Annotated in this window: 22 protein-coding genes and 2 other annotated features; all 22 genes read right to left on the reverse strand. The window is 42.3% G+C overall.

Going from position 1 to position 20,817, the window contains the following annotated elements:
* Nucleotides 1-22: 22 nt before the first annotated feature.
* A complete protein-coding gene (gene rplJ / locus D0469_RS11820) occupies nt 23-523 on the reverse strand; it encodes a 50S ribosomal protein L10 (RefSeq protein WP_117326946.1) in 501 nt (166 codons plus the stop codon).
* 39 nt (nt 524-562) lie between these two features.
* Nucleotides 563-709, reverse strand: a sequence feature (ribosomal protein L10 leader region).
* A gap of 59 nt (nt 710-768) precedes the next feature.
* The gene (rplA, locus tag D0469_RS11825) at nt 769-1,470 is read right to left on the reverse strand and encodes a 50S ribosomal protein L1 (RefSeq protein ID WP_117326947.1); all 702 of its coding nucleotides are present in this window, start codon (nt 1,468-1,470) and stop codon (nt 769-771) included.
* Nucleotides 1,471-1,583: 113 nt separating this feature from the next.
* On the reverse strand, nt 1,584-2,009 hold the full coding sequence (gene rplK / locus D0469_RS11830; protein WP_142919184.1) for a 50S ribosomal protein L11: 426 nt from the start codon (nt 2,007-2,009) through the stop codon (nt 1,584-1,586).
* Between the two features lie 178 nt (nt 2,010-2,187).
* The gene (nusG, locus tag D0469_RS11835) at nt 2,188-2,721 is read right to left on the reverse strand and encodes a transcription termination/antitermination protein NusG (protein WP_117326949.1); all 534 of its coding nucleotides are present in this window, start codon (nt 2,719-2,721) and stop codon (nt 2,188-2,190) included.
* A gap of 191 nt (nt 2,722-2,912) precedes the next feature.
* Nucleotides 2,913-3,095, reverse strand: a complete 183-nt coding sequence (gene secE / locus D0469_RS11840) for a preprotein translocase subunit SecE (protein ID WP_117326950.1) — start codon at nt 3,093-3,095, stop codon at nt 2,913-2,915.
* 51 nt (nt 3,096-3,146) lie between these two features.
* Entirely contained in the window at nt 3,147-3,296 is a 150-nt protein-coding gene (rpmG, locus tag D0469_RS11845) for a 50S ribosomal protein L33 (protein ID WP_117326951.1), read from the reverse strand.
* Nucleotides 3,297-3,482: 186 nt separating this feature from the next.
* Entirely contained in the window at nt 3,483-4,133 is a 651-nt protein-coding gene (sigH, locus tag D0469_RS11850; RefSeq protein WP_117326952.1) for an RNA polymerase sporulation sigma factor SigH, read from the reverse strand.
* Nucleotides 4,134-4,203: 70 nt separating this feature from the next.
* Nucleotides 4,204-4,713, reverse strand: coding sequence for an NYN domain-containing protein (locus D0469_RS11855; protein WP_117326953.1), 510 nt, complete (start codon nt 4,711-4,713; stop codon nt 4,204-4,206).
* Nucleotides 4,714-4,716: 3 nt separating this feature from the next.
* The gene (gene rlmB, locus D0469_RS11860; RefSeq protein ID WP_117326954.1) at nt 4,717-5,457 is read right to left on the reverse strand and encodes a 23S rRNA (guanosine(2251)-2'-O)-methyltransferase RlmB; all 741 of its coding nucleotides are present in this window, start codon (nt 5,455-5,457) and stop codon (nt 4,717-4,719) included.
* Nucleotides 5,450-5,878 (reverse strand): Mini-ribonuclease 3, encoded by a 429-nt coding sequence (locus tag D0469_RS11865; protein ID WP_117326955.1) that lies wholly within the window; start codon nt 5,876-5,878, stop codon nt 5,450-5,452. Before D0469_RS11865 ends, rlmB begins: the two co-directional genes overlap by 8 nt.
* A 2-nt stretch (nt 5,879-5,880) precedes the next feature.
* A complete protein-coding gene (gene cysS / locus D0469_RS11870) occupies nt 5,881-7,278 on the reverse strand; it encodes a cysteine--tRNA ligase (RefSeq protein WP_117326956.1) in 1,398 nt (465 codons plus the stop codon).
* Nucleotides 7,268-7,927 carry a serine O-acetyltransferase gene (cysE, locus tag D0469_RS11875; RefSeq protein WP_117326957.1) on the reverse strand — a complete coding sequence of 220 codons (660 nt, stop codon included), beginning with the start codon at nt 7,925-7,927 and terminating at the stop codon, nt 7,268-7,270. The genes cysS and cysE overlap by 11 nt, the downstream gene beginning before the upstream one ends.
* 77 nt (nt 7,928-8,004) lie before the next feature.
* Nucleotides 8,005-8,265: a binding site (T-box leader), on the reverse strand.
* Nucleotides 8,266-8,308: 43 nt separating this feature from the next.
* On the reverse strand, nt 8,309-9,766 hold the full coding sequence (gene gltX, locus D0469_RS11880; protein ID WP_117326958.1) for a glutamate--tRNA ligase: 1,458 nt from the start codon (nt 9,764-9,766) through the stop codon (nt 8,309-8,311).
* 86 nt (nt 9,767-9,852) lie between these two features.
* Nucleotides 9,853-10,332 carry a 2-C-methyl-D-erythritol 2,4-cyclodiphosphate synthase gene (ispF, locus tag D0469_RS11885; RefSeq protein ID WP_117326959.1) on the reverse strand — a complete coding sequence of 160 codons (480 nt, stop codon included), beginning with the start codon at nt 10,330-10,332 and terminating at the stop codon, nt 9,853-9,855.
* Nucleotides 10,333-10,338: 6 nt separating this feature from the next.
* Complete coding sequence (gene ispD, locus D0469_RS11890; RefSeq protein WP_117326960.1) at nt 10,339-11,040, reverse strand: 2-C-methyl-D-erythritol 4-phosphate cytidylyltransferase; 702 nt, start codon at nt 11,038-11,040, stop codon at nt 10,339-10,341.
* Nucleotides 11,041-11,096: 56 nt separating this feature from the next.
* Complete coding sequence (locus tag D0469_RS11895) at nt 11,097-12,185, reverse strand: PIN/TRAM domain-containing protein (protein ID WP_117326961.1); 1,089 nt, start codon at nt 12,183-12,185, stop codon at nt 11,097-11,099.
* 349 nt (nt 12,186-12,534) lie between these two features.
* On the reverse strand, nt 12,535-13,608 hold the full coding sequence (disA, locus tag D0469_RS11900; RefSeq protein WP_117326962.1) for a DNA integrity scanning diadenylate cyclase DisA: 1,074 nt from the start codon (nt 13,606-13,608) through the stop codon (nt 12,535-12,537).
* Between the two features lie 2 nt (nt 13,609-13,610).
* Nucleotides 13,611-14,999 carry a DNA repair protein RadA gene (radA, locus tag D0469_RS11905; RefSeq protein WP_117326963.1) on the reverse strand — a complete coding sequence of 463 codons (1,389 nt, stop codon included), beginning with the start codon at nt 14,997-14,999 and terminating at the stop codon, nt 13,611-13,613.
* A gap of 226 nt (nt 15,000-15,225) precedes the next feature.
* Complete coding sequence (gene clpC, locus D0469_RS11910; RefSeq protein ID WP_117326964.1) at nt 15,226-17,667, reverse strand: ATP-dependent protease ATP-binding subunit ClpC; 2,442 nt, start codon at nt 17,665-17,667, stop codon at nt 15,226-15,228.
* Between the two features lie 18 nt (nt 17,668-17,685).
* Nucleotides 17,686-18,759: a protein arginine kinase gene (locus D0469_RS11915; RefSeq protein ID WP_117326965.1), complete on the reverse strand. Its 1,074-nt coding sequence runs from the start codon at nt 18,757-18,759 to the stop codon at nt 17,686-17,688.
* Nucleotides 18,756-19,196, reverse strand: a complete 441-nt coding sequence (locus tag D0469_RS11920) for a UvrB/UvrC motif-containing protein (protein ID WP_325048951.1) — start codon at nt 19,194-19,196, stop codon at nt 18,756-18,758. Before D0469_RS11920 ends, D0469_RS11915 begins: the two co-directional genes overlap by 4 nt.
* A 133-nt stretch (nt 19,197-19,329) precedes the next feature.
* Complete coding sequence (locus tag D0469_RS11925) at nt 19,330-19,791, reverse strand: CtsR family transcriptional regulator (RefSeq protein ID WP_117326968.1); 462 nt, start codon at nt 19,789-19,791, stop codon at nt 19,330-19,332.
* Nucleotides 19,792-20,817: the final 1,026 nt, after the last annotated feature.

The raw sequence follows: 20,817 nt of genomic DNA on the forward strand, positions 1-20,817 counted from the left end.
AAGGTTAAAACTGAAAGTCAGCTTACGCGCCTTGTTCTTCTTTTTGATCTGCAACAGCTTTTGCAGCAAGAGCAAGATTGCGGATAGGTGCTTGAAGCACGGAAAGTAGCATAGAAAGCAAGCCTTCGCGTGATGGAAGATCGGCAAGTGCCTGAACTTCTTCAACAGTTGCAATGTTTCCTTCGATAACACCAGCTTTAATTTCAAGAGCCTCATGTTTCTTAGCGAAATCGTTAAGGATTTTCGCTGGCGCAACTACGTCTTCAGTTGAGAACGCGATTGCGTTTGGACCCGTTAGAGATTCGTTTAAACCAGAAAGCTCAGCGGCTTCAGTTGCACGGCGAGTCAATGAGTTTTTGTAAACTTTGAACTCAACGCCTGCTTCACGAAGCTGTTTACGAAGTTCAGTAACTTCTCCAACAGTCAATCCGCGGTAGTCAACTACGATCGTTGACTTGCTTGATTTAAATTTATCAGCAATCTCTTCTACGATTTGTTTCTTTTGTTCGATAACGCTGCTCATCCTTACACCTCCTATTAGATTTGCTTGAAACTCATCTATACCGACCATAAAAAAGCCTTCATATCTAGTAGACATGAAGGCAGTAAAATCAAATCATAGTCAAAGACTATATTATCGAAATTACCTAGGCAGGAAATTAAGCTCATAGTGAGCACCTACTGTCTACGGTACAAATGATATTCATTTATTAACAACAAAATCTATTATAACAATAATGACTTTGTAATGTCAAATTATTTTTTTGCTTATTTTTTTGCAGTGAAAGAAGCAGGATCTACTTTCACGCCAGGGCCCATTGTAGTAGTTACAGAAATGTTCTTCATGTAAGTTCCTTTTGCAGCCGAAGGCTTAGCTTTTTGCATCGTTTCGAAAATTGTAGAGAAGTTTTCAACAAGCTTGTTGTCTTCGAAAGATACTTTTCCGATTGGAACGTGAATGTTTCCAGCTTTATCAACGCGGTATTCTACTTTACCTGCTTTGATTTCGGCAACAGCTCTCGTTACATCAAAAGTTACTGTTCCAGTCTTAGGGTTTGGCATTAAGCCTTTTGGTCCCAATACGCGGCCAAGCTTACCAACTTCACCCATCATATCTGGAGTAGCAACGATTACGTCAAAGTCAAACCAACCTTGTTGGATTTTGTTGATATAGTCAGTATCGCCTACGAAGTCAGCACCAGCAGCTTCAGCTTCTTTTGCTTTTTCACCTTTTGCAAATACTAACACACGCTGAGTTTTACCAGTTCCATTTGGAAGCACAACTGCTCCACGGATTTGCTGGTCAGCTTTCTTAGGGTCTACTCCTAAACGGAAAGCAACTTCAACAGTAGCGTCAAACTTTGCATAGTTAGCTTTTTTAGCTAGTTCAACAGCTTCTCCTACAGAATAAACCTTTGATGCGTCAATTAGCTTTGCAGCTTCTTGAAACTTTTTACCTTTTTTAGCCATGATATAAAATCCTCCTATATTGTGGTTTTAGCGGAATAACCTCCCACGAATAAAGGTTGCGATATTATCAAAACACCGCAACCCCCGTAGCAAAACATTTACATCAGCACGGATTAGTCTTCGATAACAATCCCCATGCTGCGAGCAGTACCTTCAACCATACGCATTGCAGACTCAACGTTTGCAGCGTTTAGGTCAGGCATTTTTTGTTCAGCAATCTCACGTACTTTTTCACGCTTGACTGTCGCAACTTTATTACGGTTAGGTTCACCAGAACCTGACTCGATGCCAGCTGCTACTTTAAGCAATACTGCAGCAGGCGGAGTTTTCGTAATAAATGTAAATGAACGGTCTTCGAATACCGTGATTTCAACAGGAATGATTAGACCTGCTTGATCTGCTGTACGAGCGTTAAACTCCTTACAAAATCCCATGATGTTAACACCGGCTTGACCCAAAGCAGGACCAACTGGCGGCGCTGGATTCGCTTTACCTGCAGGAATTTGCAGCTTTACCATTTTAATTACTTTTTTAGCCACGGGACACACCTCCTTATTAAGTCCGTGATGTGGTAATAGGGTTTTTTTACCCTCCCACTCATATTAATTCTTTATATGTGAAATAAAGAATGTTTCAATAAAGTTCAGATCTCCCAATAGAGACATACTGACCTTTGAAATATTAACATTTTTTCAAAATGATTTCAAGTTTTTTCAATTATAATTTTTCAACCTGGTCAAAATCAAGTTCTACCGGTGTATCGCGTCCAAACATATTCACCAGAACTTTAACCTTTGACTTGTCCTTATCAAGCTCTTCAACAGAGCCGGTGAAATTGGCAAACGGACCTTCCTTCACACGGACTGTCTCACCAAGCTCAAGGTTAATGTCAACCCTTCGCTCTTCCATTCCCATCCGTTTAAGTACAAAATCAATTTCTTCCGGAAGTAGCGGAGTCGGCTTAGATCCATGGCCTGCAGAACCAACAAAACCGGTAACTCCCGGTGTATTGCGGACCACATACCATGAATCGTCAGTCATGATAATTTCGACCAAAACATATCCAGGGAAAACTTTCTTTTTCAGCACTTTTTTCTTACCGTTTTTAACTTCGGTTTCTTCTTCCTCAGGGACTACCACGCGGAAAATTTTATCCTGCATTCCCATCGTTTCAACCCGTTTTTCAAGATTTGTTTTTACCTTGTTCTCGTAACCGGAGTATGTGTGTACAACATACCAATTTTTTTCCATTCAGTAGGACTGTGCGTCCTTCCCTCCCCTTGCTCTATTTTTGACAGTATTCAATCAAGCTGCCTTGTAACTGGAATCCAAGAAAACCATTACTTACCACATGAAAAAAAGACAAATTAAAAAACCCGTCTCCGGGCTTTTTTATATAACACATATTATTCTATCACTATTATAGCTGTTTTTTAAATCTCTTATTCAAGAACCAAGCGAATTATACTTGAAATTCCTAAATCAATAACAGCAAAAAAGACAGCCATGATCGTAACTGTAGCAAGAACAATGACCGTATATCTTGTAAGCTCCTTTTTCTTAGGCCAGCTTACCTTTTTCATCTCACGGCCGACACCGCCGAAGAAGTCGGTTAAGCGATTCATGATTGTAACCTCCAACCAGTAGGGATTGCATTGATAATCTATTAGGCAAATTTATTTTGTTTCTTTATGAACCTTATGAGCATTACAAGTGCTGCAAAACTTCTTAATTTCCAAGCGTTCGGATTTTGAATCCTTGTTGCTTTCAGAGCTGTAGTTTCTTGAACCGCAATCGGAACAAGCTAATACGACTTTCTTTCTCATATAATTACACCTGCCAAGCTTCTGTACGTCCTCAAAACTTTATCATGGCTTACTTTTAATGTCAACCTCAAAAAGTTTACAGCACACCCTTAGAGTCCTTCTTCATATCTCTGAAAAGGTTGTTTTCTGTATAGGACAGCTGCAGCGAAATTTCAGCCATATAAACACTCAGCAGTTCTCCTGATGCTATAAACTGACCTCTCTTACTTCAAGGTACCGTTCCAGCTTCCTTTTGACCCGCTGGAGCGCGTTATCAATAGACTTGACATGGCGGTTTAATTCTTCAGAGATTTCTTGGTAGGATTGTCCATCGAGGTAAAGGGCAAGTACTTTCCTTTCCAAATCGCTTAACAGTTCCGCCATCTTCAGTTCGATATCGTCAAACTCTTCCTGGTTAATAATCAGCTCTTCCGGATCCATGATTTTCGCCCCGGAAATGATGTCCATTAAGGTCCTGTCTGACTCTTCATCATAAATAGGCTTATCTAGGGAAACATAGGAGTTAAGAGGGATATGTTTTTGGCGGGTGGCTGTTTTAATGGCAGTAATAATTTGTCTTGTGATGCAAAGCTCAGCAAACGCCTTGAAGGAAGACAGCTTGTCCCCTTTATAGTCGCGAATGGCTTTATATAGGCCGATCATGCCTTCCTGCACGATATCTTCCCTATCGGCACCAATCAAGAAATAGGTCCTTGCTTTTGCCCTTACGAAGTTGCGGTATTTATGAATCAGAAAATCAAGAGCCTCACTGTCACCTTTATGTACAAACTCTACTAGAACGTCATCTTCCAGTTCTGCATAATTATCATTCAGCTTTACTCCGAAGTTGGCAACCACAAGTCAATCCCCCTGACCGTACACGCATATAGGAACATTATACAGCAGCAAAAAATTCACCGTCAACCGCTCAAAGCTTCCCGCGGCGCCATTTTTCAAAAATTTCTGCCACTTCATCACTCAGAGGGATTTTGGAGGCTGGCTTCTTTTTAGTTGTTTTTTTAACGTTTTTTTCAATTTCTCCACTCACATGCTCCATCTCATTCAAAAGCTCCCGCGCTGATTTTCTGAGGGCACCCTGTCCAAAAATGACCCATTGCTCTGTAAAATCAGAGGTAGCGACATGGATTTGTGTTTTTATATTATTCAAGTCGATTGCAAGCTTTTCGATCCGTTCATCTGCACTTTCATTTTCCCGTGTAAAAATAATTTCAACTTTATAGTTTTTATATTTTTTTTCTACACCTGGCACAAAATGCGCATCAAAAACAATGATTACTCGATATCCGGTAAACGCTTGGTATTCAGCCATTCTTTCAATTAATCGGTCCCTGGCCGCGGAAAGGTCATGATCCTTCAATGTTCTTAGCTCAGGCCAGGCCCCAATAATATTGTAACCGTCTACCAATAAGATGTTCATGATCTATTCCCCTAGGGGGTGTCTTTTTCGGTAAACCTCATACATAAGCAGTCCCGCTGCAACAGAAGCGTTTAGCGAGGTTACCTTTCCAACCATCGGCATGCGAATTAAAAAATCGCATTTTTCCTTGATCAGGCGCCCCATTCCTTTTCCCTCGCTGCCGATTACAAGGCCGATTGGCATTGTTCCGTCCATATTTCTGTAATCGTCAGTGCCCTTTGCATCCGTCCCGACAATCCATACACCGCGTTCTTTTAATTCCTCCACAGCCATAGCCATGTTGGTGACCCTGACTACAGGAATATACTCGATTGCTCCTGTTGACGCTTTAGCAACTGTTGCTGTTAAACCAACAGCCCGCCGCTTTGGAATAATGATTCCATGTGCCCCAACCGCATCAGCTGTCCGCATGATGGATCCTAAATTATGCGGATCCTCAATTTCGTCCAGCAACAAGAAAAATGGTGGCTCGTTTCTGGAATTAGCCCTCGCAAATAAGTCGTCCATTTCGGCATATGTGTAAGCCGCCACATGGGCAACAACGCCTTGGTGATTCCCTTCTGCCATCTGGTCTATTTTCCTTCGTGGAACAACCTGTACTAAAACATTCCGCTCCTTCGCCATGGAAATAAGCTGCCCCTGGCTTTTTTGCGAGCCTTCAGCAATCCAAATCTTGTTGATCTCCCGCTCAGACCGAAGTGCTTCCAGAACCGGATTTCTCCCAATGATGTATTCTTCACTCACGGGTTATACCCCCCTTTTCCTCTTCTAAAAATTGGATCGATGCGTTTATAATGGCTTCCATCCTCTCAATACGTCCCGAGAGGTAAAGATATCCTATCAGGGCTTCAAAAGCAGTTCCATAACGGTAAGTTTGCACATCTGTATTTTTCGGTACCGTGCCCGACTTGGCATTTCTTCCTCTTCGAACCACAGCCAGTTCTTCCTCGGAGAGATCACCGCTGTCACTGAGATAGTGAATCGCTTTGCTCTGAGCTTTCGCTGAAACAAAATGCGTCGCTTCCCTATGCAAAAGGTTTGGCTTTACCCTGCCCTTTTGAAGCAGGTGATGCCGTATATACGTTTCATATACAGCATCTCCCATATAAGCCAAAGCCAGGCTATTCAATACCTTTTCGTCAACTTTATGTTCATAATGATGCATCGTTATCCTCTTTTCCAGCGTGTACCCTGCGGTGTATCTTCAAGGATGATATTCATGGCTTTCAATTGGTCGCGGATTTCATCTGACAGCTGAAAATTACGGTCTTTTCTGGCCTGTATCCGCTTTTGGATGAGGGCTTCAATATCTGAATCCAATAGTTCCTCAGGTTCAAGGCTTAGTCCCAGTACGCTGAAAAGACCCTCAAACTCCTTAATAAAAGCCTCGATGACTTCTTTTTCCGTATTTTTTTCCATCAAATAATAATTAGCCTGCTTCGATAACTCAAATAAGACGGAAATGGCGTTGGCCGTATTAAAGTCGTCATCCATAGCTGTAATAAAATCATGATGCAGCTTATCAATTTTCTCAAGCCATTCCTGTTTTGAATCCGTTAAACCAGCGCTCACCTCGAGACGGTGCTGTAAATTTTGGTATGATGTTTTAATCCTATCCAGCGCTGCTTTTATATCTTCCAGTAAATCTTCACTGTAGTTAATTGGATGTCTGTAATGGACAGAAAGCATAAAGAAACGTAAAATCTGCGGATCATGCTTTTTAATTATGTCATGTACGAGGACAAAGTTGCCCAGGGACTTAGACATTTTTTCATTATCTATATTAATATACCCGTTATGCATCCAATATTTCGCGAACATTTTGCCTGTTAAAGCTTCTGATTGGGCAATTTCATTCTCATGGTGCGGGAACGTTAAATCCTGGCCGCCTGCATGGATATCAATCGTGTCTCCAAGATATTTCCGTACCATTGCAGAGCATTCTATATGCCAGCCCGGACGGCCTTGGCCCCAAGGGCTATTCCACGAAATTTCACCATCTTTAGCCGCTTTCCATAGAGCGAAGTCAAGAGCATCCTGTTTCTTTTCACCAACTTCAATTCTCGCGCCCACTCTCAGCTCATCAATGGATTGATGTGAAAGCTTGCCATATTCATCGAATTTACGGGTTCTGTAATATACATCCCCTTCAGATTCATAGGCAAACCCTTTTTCAATCAAAGCTGTAATAAATTCAATAATTATATCCATATTTTCCATAACTGTCGGGTGGGTATCTGCCCGTTTGCAGCCAAGTGCTCCAACATCTTCAAAATATGCTTCGATAAACCTTTTTGAAATAGACGGCACATCCTCGCCCAGCTCTTTAGCCGCACGGATTAACTTATCATCGACATCAGTAAAATTAGATACATATTTTACTTCGTAACCTCGGTATTCCAGGTACCTTCGCACTGTATCATAGACGATTGCAGGCCTAGCATTTCCTATATGAATATAATTATAGACTGTCGGGCCGCAGACATACATTTTTACCTTTCCTTCTTCTAAAGGTGTAAATTCTTCTTTTTGTCTGGTTAACGTATTAAACAATTTAATTGCCAACTTTATGGCCCCTTTCTATTTTTACCTTTTCTAATTCCTTTTTTAATAAAGCGATTTCTGTTTCCAAGACCCTGAATCTGTCTGCGGTTGGATCCGGAAGATCGCAATGATTTAAATCTTTTCCTACTTTTACTCCATCCCTGATTACAACTTTGCCTGGAATTCCAACAACAGTCGAATTGGCCGGCACTTCCTTTAAGACTACCGAACCAGCCCCTACTTTTGAATTTTCCCCAACTGTAATGGAACCTAATACCTTGGCCCCTGTAGCAATAAGGACATTATCTTTGATAGTCGGATGACGTTTCCCTTTTTCCTTTCCGGTTCCGCCTAATGTAACGCCCTGGAATACCGTAACATTATCACCAATTTCACATGTCTCCCCAATAACAACACCCATTCCATGGTCGATAAAAAAGCGGCGGCCAATTGTAGCACCTGGGTGAATTTCAATTCCGGTAAAAAAGCGGCTAATCTGGGAAATGGCCCTTGCCAGGAAAAAAAGCTTCCGCTTATAGAATGCATGGGCAAGCCGATGGCTCCAAATCGCGTGCAAACCGGAATATGTCAAAATCACTTCTAGATAGCTGCGGGCTGCAGGGTCTTGATCGAAGACAACTTCGATATCTTCCTTTAACATTTTAAACATTGCATTCTCCCCCTCCGGGTATCTTTTTTTAGTAGGTATAAAAGAATAATGGCAACAAAAAAACGCCTCTGCAAAATGACAGAGACGCTTATCGGCGCGGTTCCACTCTGTTTGAAATGTCCGGCTATGCCAATCCGGTGGTAAACCCGGTTAACAAAACTATTTATTCCCAACTTAACCCGGTAACGGCGGGTGCCGCCTTAGCCTACTCCAGCAAGAGCATTTCAGCTAAAGGCTCAGAGGTGCATTTCAGTAACGAGGGACTTAAACCACTTTCAGCAAATTGTGGTTCTCTCTAAAAGGCTCGTTTTCTTACTTCTCCCCATCAACGCATTCAAGATATAAGTTTAATTTATACTATATTATACTTTCCTGAAAATGTTAACTTGAAATTGCATTTAAGCGCTGTACGATTTTTTCTTTACCCAGAAGGGAAATAGCCTTGGGCAAGTCCGGTCCATGAGTCTGTCCAGTTGCTGCTGCCCGGATTGGCATGAACAGCTTTTTACCCTTTTGTCCTGTGCTTTTTTGCACTGCCTTAATAGCTTTCTTGATTTCTTCGTCAGTAAATTCTTCAAGGTTCCCAATTTCCTTAAGGAAGGAGCGCATCACTTCTGGTACTTGCTCCTCAGAAAGAATTTCTTTTGCTTCTTCTTCATATTCCAGTTCATCCCTGAAAAATAATTCGGATAGCCCGACGATCTCTGCTCCGTAGCTCATTTGTTCTTGGTAAAGAGCAATCAAACTGCGGACCCATTCCATTTTTTGAGGATCCATGTTTTCAGGAACCCGGCCTGCCTTAACCAAGTGAGGCAGAGCTATCTCCACAGCACGGTCCAGCTCAAGCTGCTTTACATACTGGTTATTCATCCAGGCCAGCTTTTGCTGGTCAAAGAGCGCAGGCGATTTTGACAATCGATCAGCATCAAAAATATTAATGAACTCTTCCTTTGAAAAGATTTCTTCCTCTCCGGCAGGAGACCATCCCAAGAGAGCAATAAAATTAAACAGTGCTTCCGGAACGTAGCCCAGTTCTTCATATTGTTCGATAAACTGAATAATTGATTCATCCCGCTTACTTAACTTTTTCCGGCTTTCATTGACAATCAGTGTCATATGACCGAAAATTGGCGGTTCCCACCCAAATGCCTCATAAATCATTAACTGCTTTGGCGTGTTGGAAATATGGTCATCCCCACGAAGCACATGGGAAATCTTCATTAGGTGGTCATCGACTGCTACAGCAAAGTTGTAGGTAGGAATCCCATCTTTTTTCACGATAACAAAATCACCGATACCGTCAGATTCAAAGGAAACCTCTTCCTTGACCATATCCTTGAACTGATAGGTTTTTCCTGCCGGTACAACAAACCGGATGCTTGGCTTTCGCCCTTCCTCTTCCAACCTTGCCCGGTCTTCAGCAGTTAAATGACGGCATTTCCCTGAGTACTGTGGGGTTTCGTTCTTTGCCATCTGAGCTTCGCGCTCCGCTTCAAGCTCTTCTTCCGTACAGTAGCATTTATACGCAAGCCCTTTTTCAAGCAGCTCATTATAGAGTTTTTCATAAATATCATTTCGCTCCGATTGGCGATAAGGACCGTATTCACCACCGACATCCACGCTTTCATCCCAATCGATGCCAAGCCACTTTAAATAGGTAAGCTGGCTTTCCTCTCCACCTGCGATATTTCGTTTTAAGTCAGTATCCTCAATCCGGATAATAAACTTACCGCCTTTGTTGCGTGCAAATAAATAGTTGAATAATGCCGTCCTTGCATTTCCAATATGTAAATGTCCTGTAGGACTTGGTGCATAACGAACACGAATTTCACTGTTCATGTAGTGATCCTCCTAAGCTACTCTCTGGTCTTTATTACTATCGTACATTTTATCACCGAAAGGCAATAGAATAAAGGATTGTTGTACTAGCCCTCTTTCACGAGCAGCACAGTAGCCTGGGCAGCAATTCCCTCACCCCTGCCGGTAAAACCCAGCTTTTCCGTTGTGGTTGCCTTAACGTTAATTTGCCCCTCTGAAGCTTTGAGCAACCCGGAAATTCGTTTTTTCATTTTTTCTATATGGGGTGCCATTTTAGGAGCTTGGGCGATGATAGTACAATCGATATTCCCCAGTACATACCCCTGCTCTCTCACAAGCTTCCATACATGCTCAAGCAATTTTGCAGAGTCAGCATCCTTGAATTCGGGATCCGTATCGGGAAAATGCTTGCCAATATCCCCAGCCCCAATTGCTCCAAGGCAAGCATCTGCTATTGTATGCAATAATACATCTGCGTCAGAGTGCCCTAAAAGCCCTTTTTCATAAGGAATGGTAATTCCCCCGATAATTAAAGGGCGGCCTTCTGCAAATTGATGTACATCAAACCCCTGGCCAATCCGAAACATGATGACTCACTCCTTTTCTCTTTGTTGCCGTTTATTTTTAAGGAGAATAGCTTCTGCAAAGTACAGATCCTCCTGTGTTGTAATTTTGATATTATCATAATCACCTTCTACAATAACAACCTTTTCACCTATTATTTCTACAAGGCTGGCATCATCTGTCCCAAGATAGCCTTCCTTTTCCGCTTCCTCATGTGCCCGTTTGAGAATAGAAAAGCGAAAAGCCTGTGGGGTTTGAACAGCCCACAAGCTAGAACGCTCTACGGTTTCCTCTACCGTGTTATTTGTTGCTTTTTTGATCGTATCTTTCACTGGAACTGCTGGAATAGCACTGCCATGCTCATATGCGGCCTCTGTAAGGTCCGCTATTAAAGCCCTTTCAATGAAAGGCCTGGCTCCATCATGAACAAGCACGAGCTCCGTGCCTGAAACATTATGGAGCCCATTCCGCACGCTTTGCTGACGTTCTTGTCCACCTGGAACGAGCTTTATCTCCTTTCCCAGCTGATACGTATCAATTATGGATTGAAAGATTGGCTTTTCCTCCGGGTTAATGGTAAGAATAATCCCCCGGCAATTAGGATCCGCCTCAAATATCCGTAGTGTATAAACAATAATGGGCACATTGGAGATCTCGATGAAAAGCTTATTCCTGCCAGCCTTCATTCTTTTCCCCTGTCCGGCTGCAGGGATGATCACTTCATAAAGCATATACGATTCTCTCCACCTTTTTTTACACATAGGGCTCGTGGTCTCAAACCCTTTCTTTATAGCGCTTTTTCCAAAAGTTTCGGTTTAGCGAAGATCATTCGGCCTGCAGAGGTCTGGAGCACACTAGTAACCAGCACATCTATGCGTTTCCCAATATGATCACGTCCGCCTTCTACAACGATCATGGTGCCATCGTCAAGATAAGCAACGCCCTGATTCTGTTCTTTTCCATCTTTAATCACCTGAACACTCATTTCTTCTCCCGGCAGGACGACCGGCTTGACCGCATTTGCAAGATCGTTGATGTTCAAAACTGCAACATTTTGGAATTCGCACACCTTATTCAGGTTAAAATCATTCGTCACCAATATCCCATTTGAGATTTTTGCAAGTTTGACAAGCTTGCTGTCTACCTCCTGGATATCTTCAAAATCTCCTTCATACATTTCCACCTTAACAGCCAATTCCTTTTGGATTCGGTTTAAAATATCCAGCCCTCTGCGGCCTCGATTTCGTTTTAATGCATCGGATGAATCTGCAATATGCTGAAGTTCCGCCAATACAAATTGCGGGATAACAATCGTTCCCTCCAGGAAACCGGTCTGGCAGATATCCGCAATTCTGCCGTCAATAATTACACTTGTATCAAGTATTTTGATCTTTGAACTGTTCGTCTCTGATACTTCTTCAGAATCAGTGCTTTTCTTTTTAGCATTTTTCGAGAAAAGAGATAAAAGCTCGTCCCGTTTCTTGAAGCCTACCTGGTAACCGAGATATCCGAATAGCAATGTCAGCAAAATTGGAGCAACAGTGTTTAATATTGGCACCTCAATCGCGTTTAAAGCAAACCCGACAAGGAAAGCGGCAAATAAACCGACCATTAAACCGAGACTTCCAAAAATGATATCCGTTATCGGCGCTTTAACCAAAAGTTCTTCTATCCATTTAATAAAGTGCTCGACATGTTCCACTGCCCAAAAAGTCAAAAGATAAAATATAATTGCGCCCAAAATACCAGTTACATAAGGATTGTTTATAAATGCAATATCATCTGCATGGACTAATGTTAGTACTTCTGGAATTAGAAAAATACCGAGTGTTCCACCCGTAATTAAAAAGCATGCCTGTATAATGCGTTTTAACATCCTTTCACCTCCTTTTAATCATTATAAACAAATAAATTAAAATGAAACCCGATTTCCCTATGTTTTTATATTTCTTATTAGCTGTATCCAGTTGTTTTACCTTGCTTTATATAACACTTTTCAATATTGTTATTTCCCGCCTGTTTAGGAGTCCCTTTTTTTACAGCAACTAAGGGAATGACTTCAGATAATCTCTGAATAAAAATAGAGGGTGCTCTAACTCATTAAAGCTGTTTATTCTAAGCCTAGCACCCATAATTTCGAGTGTCAAAATTTTTACACCGCAACTTTTACCAAAAGATTGGAAAAGGAATACCCTTCAAAAACGAGAATAAGAGGGGGAGATAGGTTACATTTTAGTTTCTGCCAGCAGCTGGTTTTTTAGCTGTCTTAAGCCTTCCTTTATTTTGCGGGCTCGTACTTCCCCAATGCCTTCTACTTCGTCAAGTTCTTCAACGGAAGCATCTATCACATTGGTTAAATTGTTAAATTGGAGAACAAGGTTTTCGATAATTAGTCCGGGAAGGCGGGGTATTTTATGAAGAATCCGGTAACCGCGCGGCATAATGCTCTCATCCAAATGTATGTACCCGTTATATCCAAGTATTTTCATTACAATATTATCATCCAGCATTTCCTGCTGTGAAAGTTCCTGAAGGCGAACAATAACTTCCTGCGTATTGATGGACTTTTCAAAAGCATAATCCTTAATAATCAGGCTTCCTTCCTCCTCCAGATCAGCCAGCATTTCATTCATTTGAAGACGAATCAAACGCCCTTCCGTTCCCAGCTCATTCAAATAAGAGATCAACTCTCCTTTTATCCGCAAAACCATGGTATAACGATGAAAAACCTTTAGCAAATCTGTATATGTCACCAGTTCTTCAAACTCTAGAAGCCCTAATTCTATAATGCTTTGATTCAATACAGATTTATATTTTTCAAGGGTTTGAATCGCCAGGTTGGCCTTTGCCAGAATCACAGCAATATCCTGTAAGGCATATCTAAAATTACCCTGGTAGAGCGTGATCACATTTCTTCTCTGTGATATTGCAATGACCAGGGCTTTTGTTTCCTTCGCTACTCGTTCCGCTGTTCTGTGCCGCATCCCCGTCTCTATTGAAGGAATGGTTGTATCAGGAGCGAGCTGAGCATTAGCAAGGATTATTTTTTCGCCGTTTTCATTTAAAATAATGGCCCCATCCATCTTTGCCAGCTCATATAAGGTGTTTGGTGTGCATGAACAGGAAATAGTAAAACCCCCGTCAACGATAGCTTTAACCCGTTCATTATAGCCCACCACAATCAGCCCGCCTGTATTCGCTCTAAGAACATTATCAATTCCTTCCCTTAAAGGACTTCCGGGGGCAACCATCTGCAAAATATCAGACTTCTTTTTTTCATAAATTTTTTTATCGGTCATATTTACCCTCCCAAAGCATGCCGAAGTGCTTCCGACACAGTTGAGACTCCTATGATTTCAACGCCTTTCGGTGCCGTCCAGCCACCAAGATTGTTTGCGGGGAGGATAACCCGTTCAAAGCCAAGCTTGACAGCCTCCTGCACCCGCTGTTCGATTCTTGATACCCTTCTGACCTCTCCGGTTAAACCAACCTCACCAATAATACAATCTGTCTGTCGTGTGGGTTTGTCGCGGAAGCTTGAAGCGATGCTGACAGCCACCGCTAAATCAATCGCCGGTTCATCAAGCTTTACTCCACCTGCAACCTTTAAATAGGCATCCTGGTTTTGAAGTAAAAGGCCGACCCGTTTTTCCAGCACAGCCATTAGCAAAGGCACCCGATTATGGTCAATTCCAGTGGCCATTCTCCTCGGATTGCCAAAGCTTGTCGGGGAAATCAATGCCTGGATCTCAACGAGGACTGGCCGAGTTCCTTCCATGGAGGCGACAACTGTTGAACCAGCAGCGCCTTGCGATCGTTCCTCGAGGAAAATTTCTGACGGATTTTCTACCTCTTCCAAACCGCCTTCCTTCATTTCGAAAATACCCATTTCATTCGTTGACCCAAACCGATTTTTCACTGCCCGTAAGATCCGGTACGTATGATGCCTTTCACCTTCAAAATAAAGAACTGTATCCACCATATGCTCAAGAAGCCTCGGTCCAGCGATAGCCCCTTCCTTTGTCACATGGCCCACGATAAAGATAGCAATCCCTCGTGTTTTTGCTATTCGCATAAGAGTAGCTGTACATTCACGTACTTGGGAAACACTGCCCGGAGCGGAGGTTACTTCAGATTGAAACACGGTTTGGATAGAATCAATGATTACTAAATCCGGCTGGACCTCATCTATACCCTGCTGGATAAAATCCATATCCGTCTCCGAAAACACGTATAAAAGATCAGATGCAACTCCGAGACGATCTGCTCTTAACTTCGTTTGTTTAACTGATTCCTCACCTGAGATATAAAGTACCTTCTGTTCTTTTCCTGCAAGCTGAGAAGAAACCTGGAGCAGAAGGGTCGACTTTCCAATTCCAGGATCACCGCCGATTAAAACAAGTGAACCCGGTACAATACCTCCACCAAGCGCCCGGTTTAGCTCCCGTAAATCAGTTTTGATACGGGGTTCCTGTGAGGCTTTTACTTTTGTGATAGGTTCCGCTTTCTGACGGACACTGGTTCCGGACGCAGCATCTGAGTGTGTAAATGCTCCCCTTCTAGCAGACTTTACAATCTCCACCTCTTCAACCATCTTATTCCATTCACCACAGCCTGGACATTTCCCCATCCATTTGGCAGATTCATAGCCGCATGATTGACAAACAAAACTCGTCTTCTTTTTTACCATTATTTCTACCTCTTTTTGTCCATTTGAAATACCTGATGTAAAGTTAATTAAACATTTTCATCCTTTAATCCTTCCTGCTTTGGAAACAAAAAAAGAGGCTGCCCCATTGAACAGGGCCTAACCCCTCCATCAGTAATAAAATCAAAGCCGGTGATCCGAACATTTATTATTTGTGATGGGAAAGGGTCAGGCGATAATTGGGCGCCTCTTTTGCAAAAATATTATTTTATTTAGCTACAGAGGACTCTTGCACCGGCCTAGCCTTAAAGTTTCCATCCTCAACATCAACTAATACATTCTGTCCTTTTTGGATATTTCCTCTCAGAAGCTCTTCAGAAAGGTGATCTTCAATGTGCTTTTGAAGCGCACGGCGCAGCGGACGGGCACCATATTCCAGGTCGACCCCTTCCTCTACAATTTTTTCTTTTGCCGCATCGGAAAGCTCCAGGTAAATATCCTGCTCTTTTAGTCGTTTTGTCAACTGCTCTGAAAGCAGCGTTACGATATCTTTAAGATGTTTCTTTTCAAGAGAGTGGAATACAATTGTTTCGTCAATCCGGTTCAGGAATTCAGGGCGGAAAGCCTTTTTCAATTCCTCAATTACTTTCCCTTTCATATCCTTATAATCCTGGCTCTCATCTTGAATATTGAAGCCTACATATTTATTGCGCTTGAGTACATCGGCACCAACGTTTGATGTCATGATCAAAAGCGTGTTACGGAAGTCCACTGTGCGTCCCTTTGAATCAGTCAGTCTTCCATCCTCCAATACCTGAAGGAGGATATTGAATACATCTGGGTGTGCTTTTTCAATTTCGTCAAGCAGCACAACAGAATATGGCTTTCTTCTAACTTTTTCAGTCAATTGTCCACCCTCATCATAACCCACATATCCTGGAGGGGAACCAACTAAACGGGAAGTTGAATGCTTCTCCATATATTCGGACATATCAATCCGAATCATCGCATCTTCATCACCAAAAATTGATTCTGCAAGCGCACGGGCAAGCTCTGTCTTACCTACACCGGTTGGTCCAAGGAAGATAAATGAACCAATAGGGCGTTTAGGATCTTTCAGACCTGCTCTTGCTCGGCGTACAGCTTTTGCTACTGCCTTTACCGCTTCTTCCTGGCCAATAACACGGGAGTGCAGCAGCTCTTCCATATTTAACAGCTTATCTGTTTCTGTTTGGGCAAGTCGGGTTACAGGTACACCAGTCCAGCTGGACACAACATTGGCAATATCGTCAACTGTCACTTCGCTGTTTTCCTGTCCCTGCTTTTCTTTCCAGGTTTTTTTTGTTTCTTCTAACTGTTCTCGTAGGCGCTGCTCCGTATCACGTAAAGAAGCTGCTTTTTCAAATTCCTGGCTTTGTACGGATGCATCCTTTTCCTTACGAACTTCCTCCAGCTTCAACTCAAGTTCCTTTAAGTTTGGAGGTGTTGTATAAGAACGCAGGCGCACTTTTGAACCGGCTTCATCAATTAAATCAATAGCTTTATCTGGAAGGAAACGGTCAGAAATATACCGGTCAGAAAGTTTAACCGCTGCCTCAATTGCCTCATCAGTGATAGAAACGCGGTGGTGTGCCTCATATCTGTCGCGCAAACCTTGAAGGATTTGAATAGATTCCTCAACGGTTGGCTCATCCACTCGGATAGGCTGGAAACGACGCTCTAACGCAGCATCCTTTTCAATGTATTTTCTATATTCATCCAAAGTAGTCGCGCCGATACATTGAAGCTCACCGCGTGCGAGAGACGGCTTTAAAATGTTAGACGCATCAATAGCACCTTCTGCTCCGCCGGCTCCAATCAGTGTATGGAGCTCATCAATGAATAAAATAATGTTGCCTGCTTGCCGGATTTCATCCATTACCTTTTTCAAACGGTCTTCAAATTCGCCGCGATATTTTGTACCTGCTACAACTGTGCCCATATCTAGCGTCATTACCCGCTTATCACGAAGAATTTCAGGTACCTCATTATTGATGATTTGCTGTGCCAAGCCTTCAGCGATGGCAGTTTTACCAACACCCGGTTCCCCAATCAAAACCGGATTATTTTTTGTACGTCGGCTTAGAACTTCAATAACACGTTGGATCTCCTTGCTTCTTCCGATAACAGGGTCAAGACTTCCTTCGCGTGCAATAGCAGTTAAATCACGGGCGAGGCTGTCGAGTGTAGGTGTACTTGCAGCAGCCGATGAATTTCCTTGATGCCCTCCTGCTTCATTGCTGCCAAGCAGCTGCAGCACTTGCTGTCTCGCTTTATTTAGACTAACACCCAGGTTATTAAGCACTCTGGCTGCTACGCCTTCTCCCTCACGGATGAGTCCTAAAAGAACATGCTCGGTGCCGACATATGAATGGCCTAACTTTCTCGCTTCATCCATAGACAGCTCGATCACCTTTTTAGCCCTCGGGGTATAATGAATAGTTTGGGCAGTATCCTGTCCGCGCCCAATCAAATTTTCCACTTCTTTTTGGATTTTATCAGCACCTAATCCCAGCGCGTAAAGAGCCTTTGCGGCAATGCCTTCGCCCTCTCGAACTAAGCCGAGCAAGATATGTTCTGTACCGATATTATTATGACCTAGACGGATTGCTTCTTCCTGGGCTAATGCTAATACTTTCTGAGCTCTCTCAGTAAAACGGCCAAACATCATAGTATAGTTCCTCCTTGCTTATTTTTCATTTATATCTAGATTTAAGCGCTCACGAATTAACGTGGCACGGCGAACATCTCGTTCATATGGCCTCAGTGCCCCACCGGCATACTGTTGAAGAAAACCGGGCTGTGTAAAAATAATTAACTCACTGAGAATATTTTTGGATACATTTTTGATATAGCCCAAATCAATACCCAGCCTTAAATCAGATAAGCATTTCGCGGCTTCTTTTGTTTCTATCGTCCGTGCGTTCGTTAAAATTCCAAAAGAACGATATACCCTATCTTCTAATTGTATGTTGGATGTTTTAACTAATGCTTCCCTGGCTGACCTTTCTTGAGCAATTATTTGCTGAACGACACTTGTTAAATCCTCAACGATATCCTCTTCGGGCTTGCCAAGTGTAATTTGATTGGATACCTGAAAAATATTGCCTAACGCTTCGCTTCCTTCGCCGTAAATACCTCTTACAACGAGACCCAGCTGGTTAATGGCAGGTATAATGCGGTTCATCTGATGGGTAAGCACTAGACCTGGCAAATGCATCATTACGGATGCACGTAAACCTGTTCCAACATTGGTAGGACAGCTAGTCAAATAACCACAATCTTCGTCAAATGCATAATCTACCCGCTTTTCAATCCAATCGTCCATCCTATTTGCCATTTGCAGAGCTTCTGGGAGCTGCAGGCCAGACAGCAAGCATTGAATTCTAATATGGTCCTCCTCATTGATCATAATGCTGACCTTCTCATCTGTAGATAAAAGGCAAGCACCATACGGTGATTCTTCAGCCAGATGAGGGCTTATTGCGTGTTTCTCAACAAGAACTCTTTTTTCTAAGGGCTGTAAAGTATTCATGTTGAGGAGTTCCAGACCTCCAACTTCCGGTGCATCTTCATTTTCCAGCCTTGCTTTTATAAGCCCGATGATTTCCTGCGCTTCTTCATGGGCCAATATGGCAGGAAATTTATAGTCTCTGAAGTTTCGTGCCAGCCGAACTCTTGAACTTAGAACAATATCAGAGTCTGGTCCCTCTTCATTCATCCAGGAACTCATGGCTTGCTTGATAAAATCCTCAACACTCATGAATGGTTGCCCCCTTCATGACCCTCTTTTATGGATTTCTCGAGGGAACGTAGTTCATCACGTAGTTCTGCAGCTTTCTCAAACTCTTCCTGGTCAATAGCATCCTTTAGTAATTGTTTGAGATCATCCATTTTCTTACGAAGGTGTATGCCTCCTCCGAGTCTTTCCGGAATTTTTCCGATATGGGCTGTGTTTCCACTATGAAGCCTTTTTAACACAGGATTTAAATTGTCTTTGAAAGTTTCATAACATTGGGCACAACCAAATTTCCCAGCCTGGGTAAACTCACTGAAAGTCATATTGCACCCAGGACATTGGGCTTCCTGGCTCTTTGCTATCGTACTGGGGTTTGTATGCTGAAAGACCGGCTCCATATTTAACAAACCAGCCAGCAAATTATTAATTGAAAAACTTCCTCCCCCATTGAACATAAACATTTCGCCTTTTTCCTGAGCACATTTTTCGCAAATGTGGACTTCGGTTTTCTCCCCGTTTACTATCTTCGTAAAATGCAGGGTTGCCGGTCTCTTGTTGCATTCTTGGCAAATCAAAAAAATCACCTCTGCAGATCTATTTATATTTTAGAGCTGTAAGCATCGCTTTTAATATCCTTGCCCTTAGTTCGTCTCGCTGTGGCAATTCCAGATAAATAACCGACCGATCCATTACGCTCATCATGATTTTTGCTTCTCTTTCGCTAATGATTTCTTCGCTTATCAGCCTGATTATCACATCTTCAGCACTTGATTGAGCGACCCGATTTCCAATAATAGAAAGCAGCTGATCAATTAATTCAGCGTAATCATAGGACTTAACTTTCATAATCCTGATATAACCGCCGCCGCCTCGTTTGCTCTCTACCATATACCCCCGTTCCACTGTGAAACGGGTATTAATTACATAGTTAATTTGAGAAGGAACGCACTGAAATTTATCGGCTACCTCACTCCGTTTAATTTCCAGTATTTCCTTCTCACTCATATCCAATATCTGTTTCAAATAATTTTCAATAATATCAGATATGTTTCTCACCATCTCCCCCCCCAATCTGACTTTGACTATATTTGACTAATATTATACATCTACATACTTTTTTTGCAACTATTCCGTCTCAGTTTTTTCTGGTTGTTATGTTCCTATCTTCTCCATATTTTATGTATTTTAATATCTGTCTGCTGCCTTTTATTTTCTCTTATCATCTAATTACCCGAAATAATGGGATTGAAACCTGTTGCGGCCTATCCTTACTTCGAGGTGCTGACATGAACGATGCATTAAAAAATATTTCAAACTTAAAAAGCATTTGGCTAAATTAATTGGTAATTGGCTAAATAAATTTAAAATCGGTCAAATTATTTTTAATTTCACGAAATTAATTGTCAAAACAGGCAAATTTTTTCCTTCAACTTTACCCTTCTTTTTAAATATAAGTATAAGAAAAGCCAGGGCAAGAATCCTTACTTTCACTATCACTAAAAAAAATAGCTTCTTCATCTCATTTTTAAGGTTTTTGATATGTATTTTATTAATAATTATAAAAAATGCGCATAAAAAAAATGACCAGCTTCTCAGCTGATCGTTCATTTGCCTGGCAATGTCCTACTCTTGCAGGACTTGCACACGATGTGCTGACTTCTGCGTTGGCCACAGGACGTGGCCGACTTTAGCAGAAGTTCCTTACTTACCCCAACTACCCTCGTCGCGCCAGCTTAACTTCCGTGTTCTACTCAGAACGGCGATGAACTTCGAATCTCTTTGTCAGCTTCAGTCGTTGTGGTCCTCATGTACAGAGTACACTCCGGTCCTCTCTCCTTCGCTAGGCCTGCAGGGCGCAGGTCATGAAGGCGTTGCCACAGGACGGGGCGGTCTTAGCCTTCGTTCCTGTTTCTTCTCGTTCCTCCCCATTCAGGTATTTGCCTTTTAAATTCATTTCTTCATAAATTCTTATGCAATCCTTTTTGAACCTTACGGTTCTATAAAAATAAAAAACGACCAGCATCAGCTGATCGTTCATTTGCCTGGCAACGTCCTACTCTCGCAGGGGGAGAGCCCCCAACT

It is taken from the genome of Peribacillus saganii, from assembly GCF_003429095.1.
Taxonomy (GTDB): domain Bacteria; phylum Bacillota; class Bacilli; order Bacillales; family DSM-1321; genus Peribacillus; species Peribacillus saganii.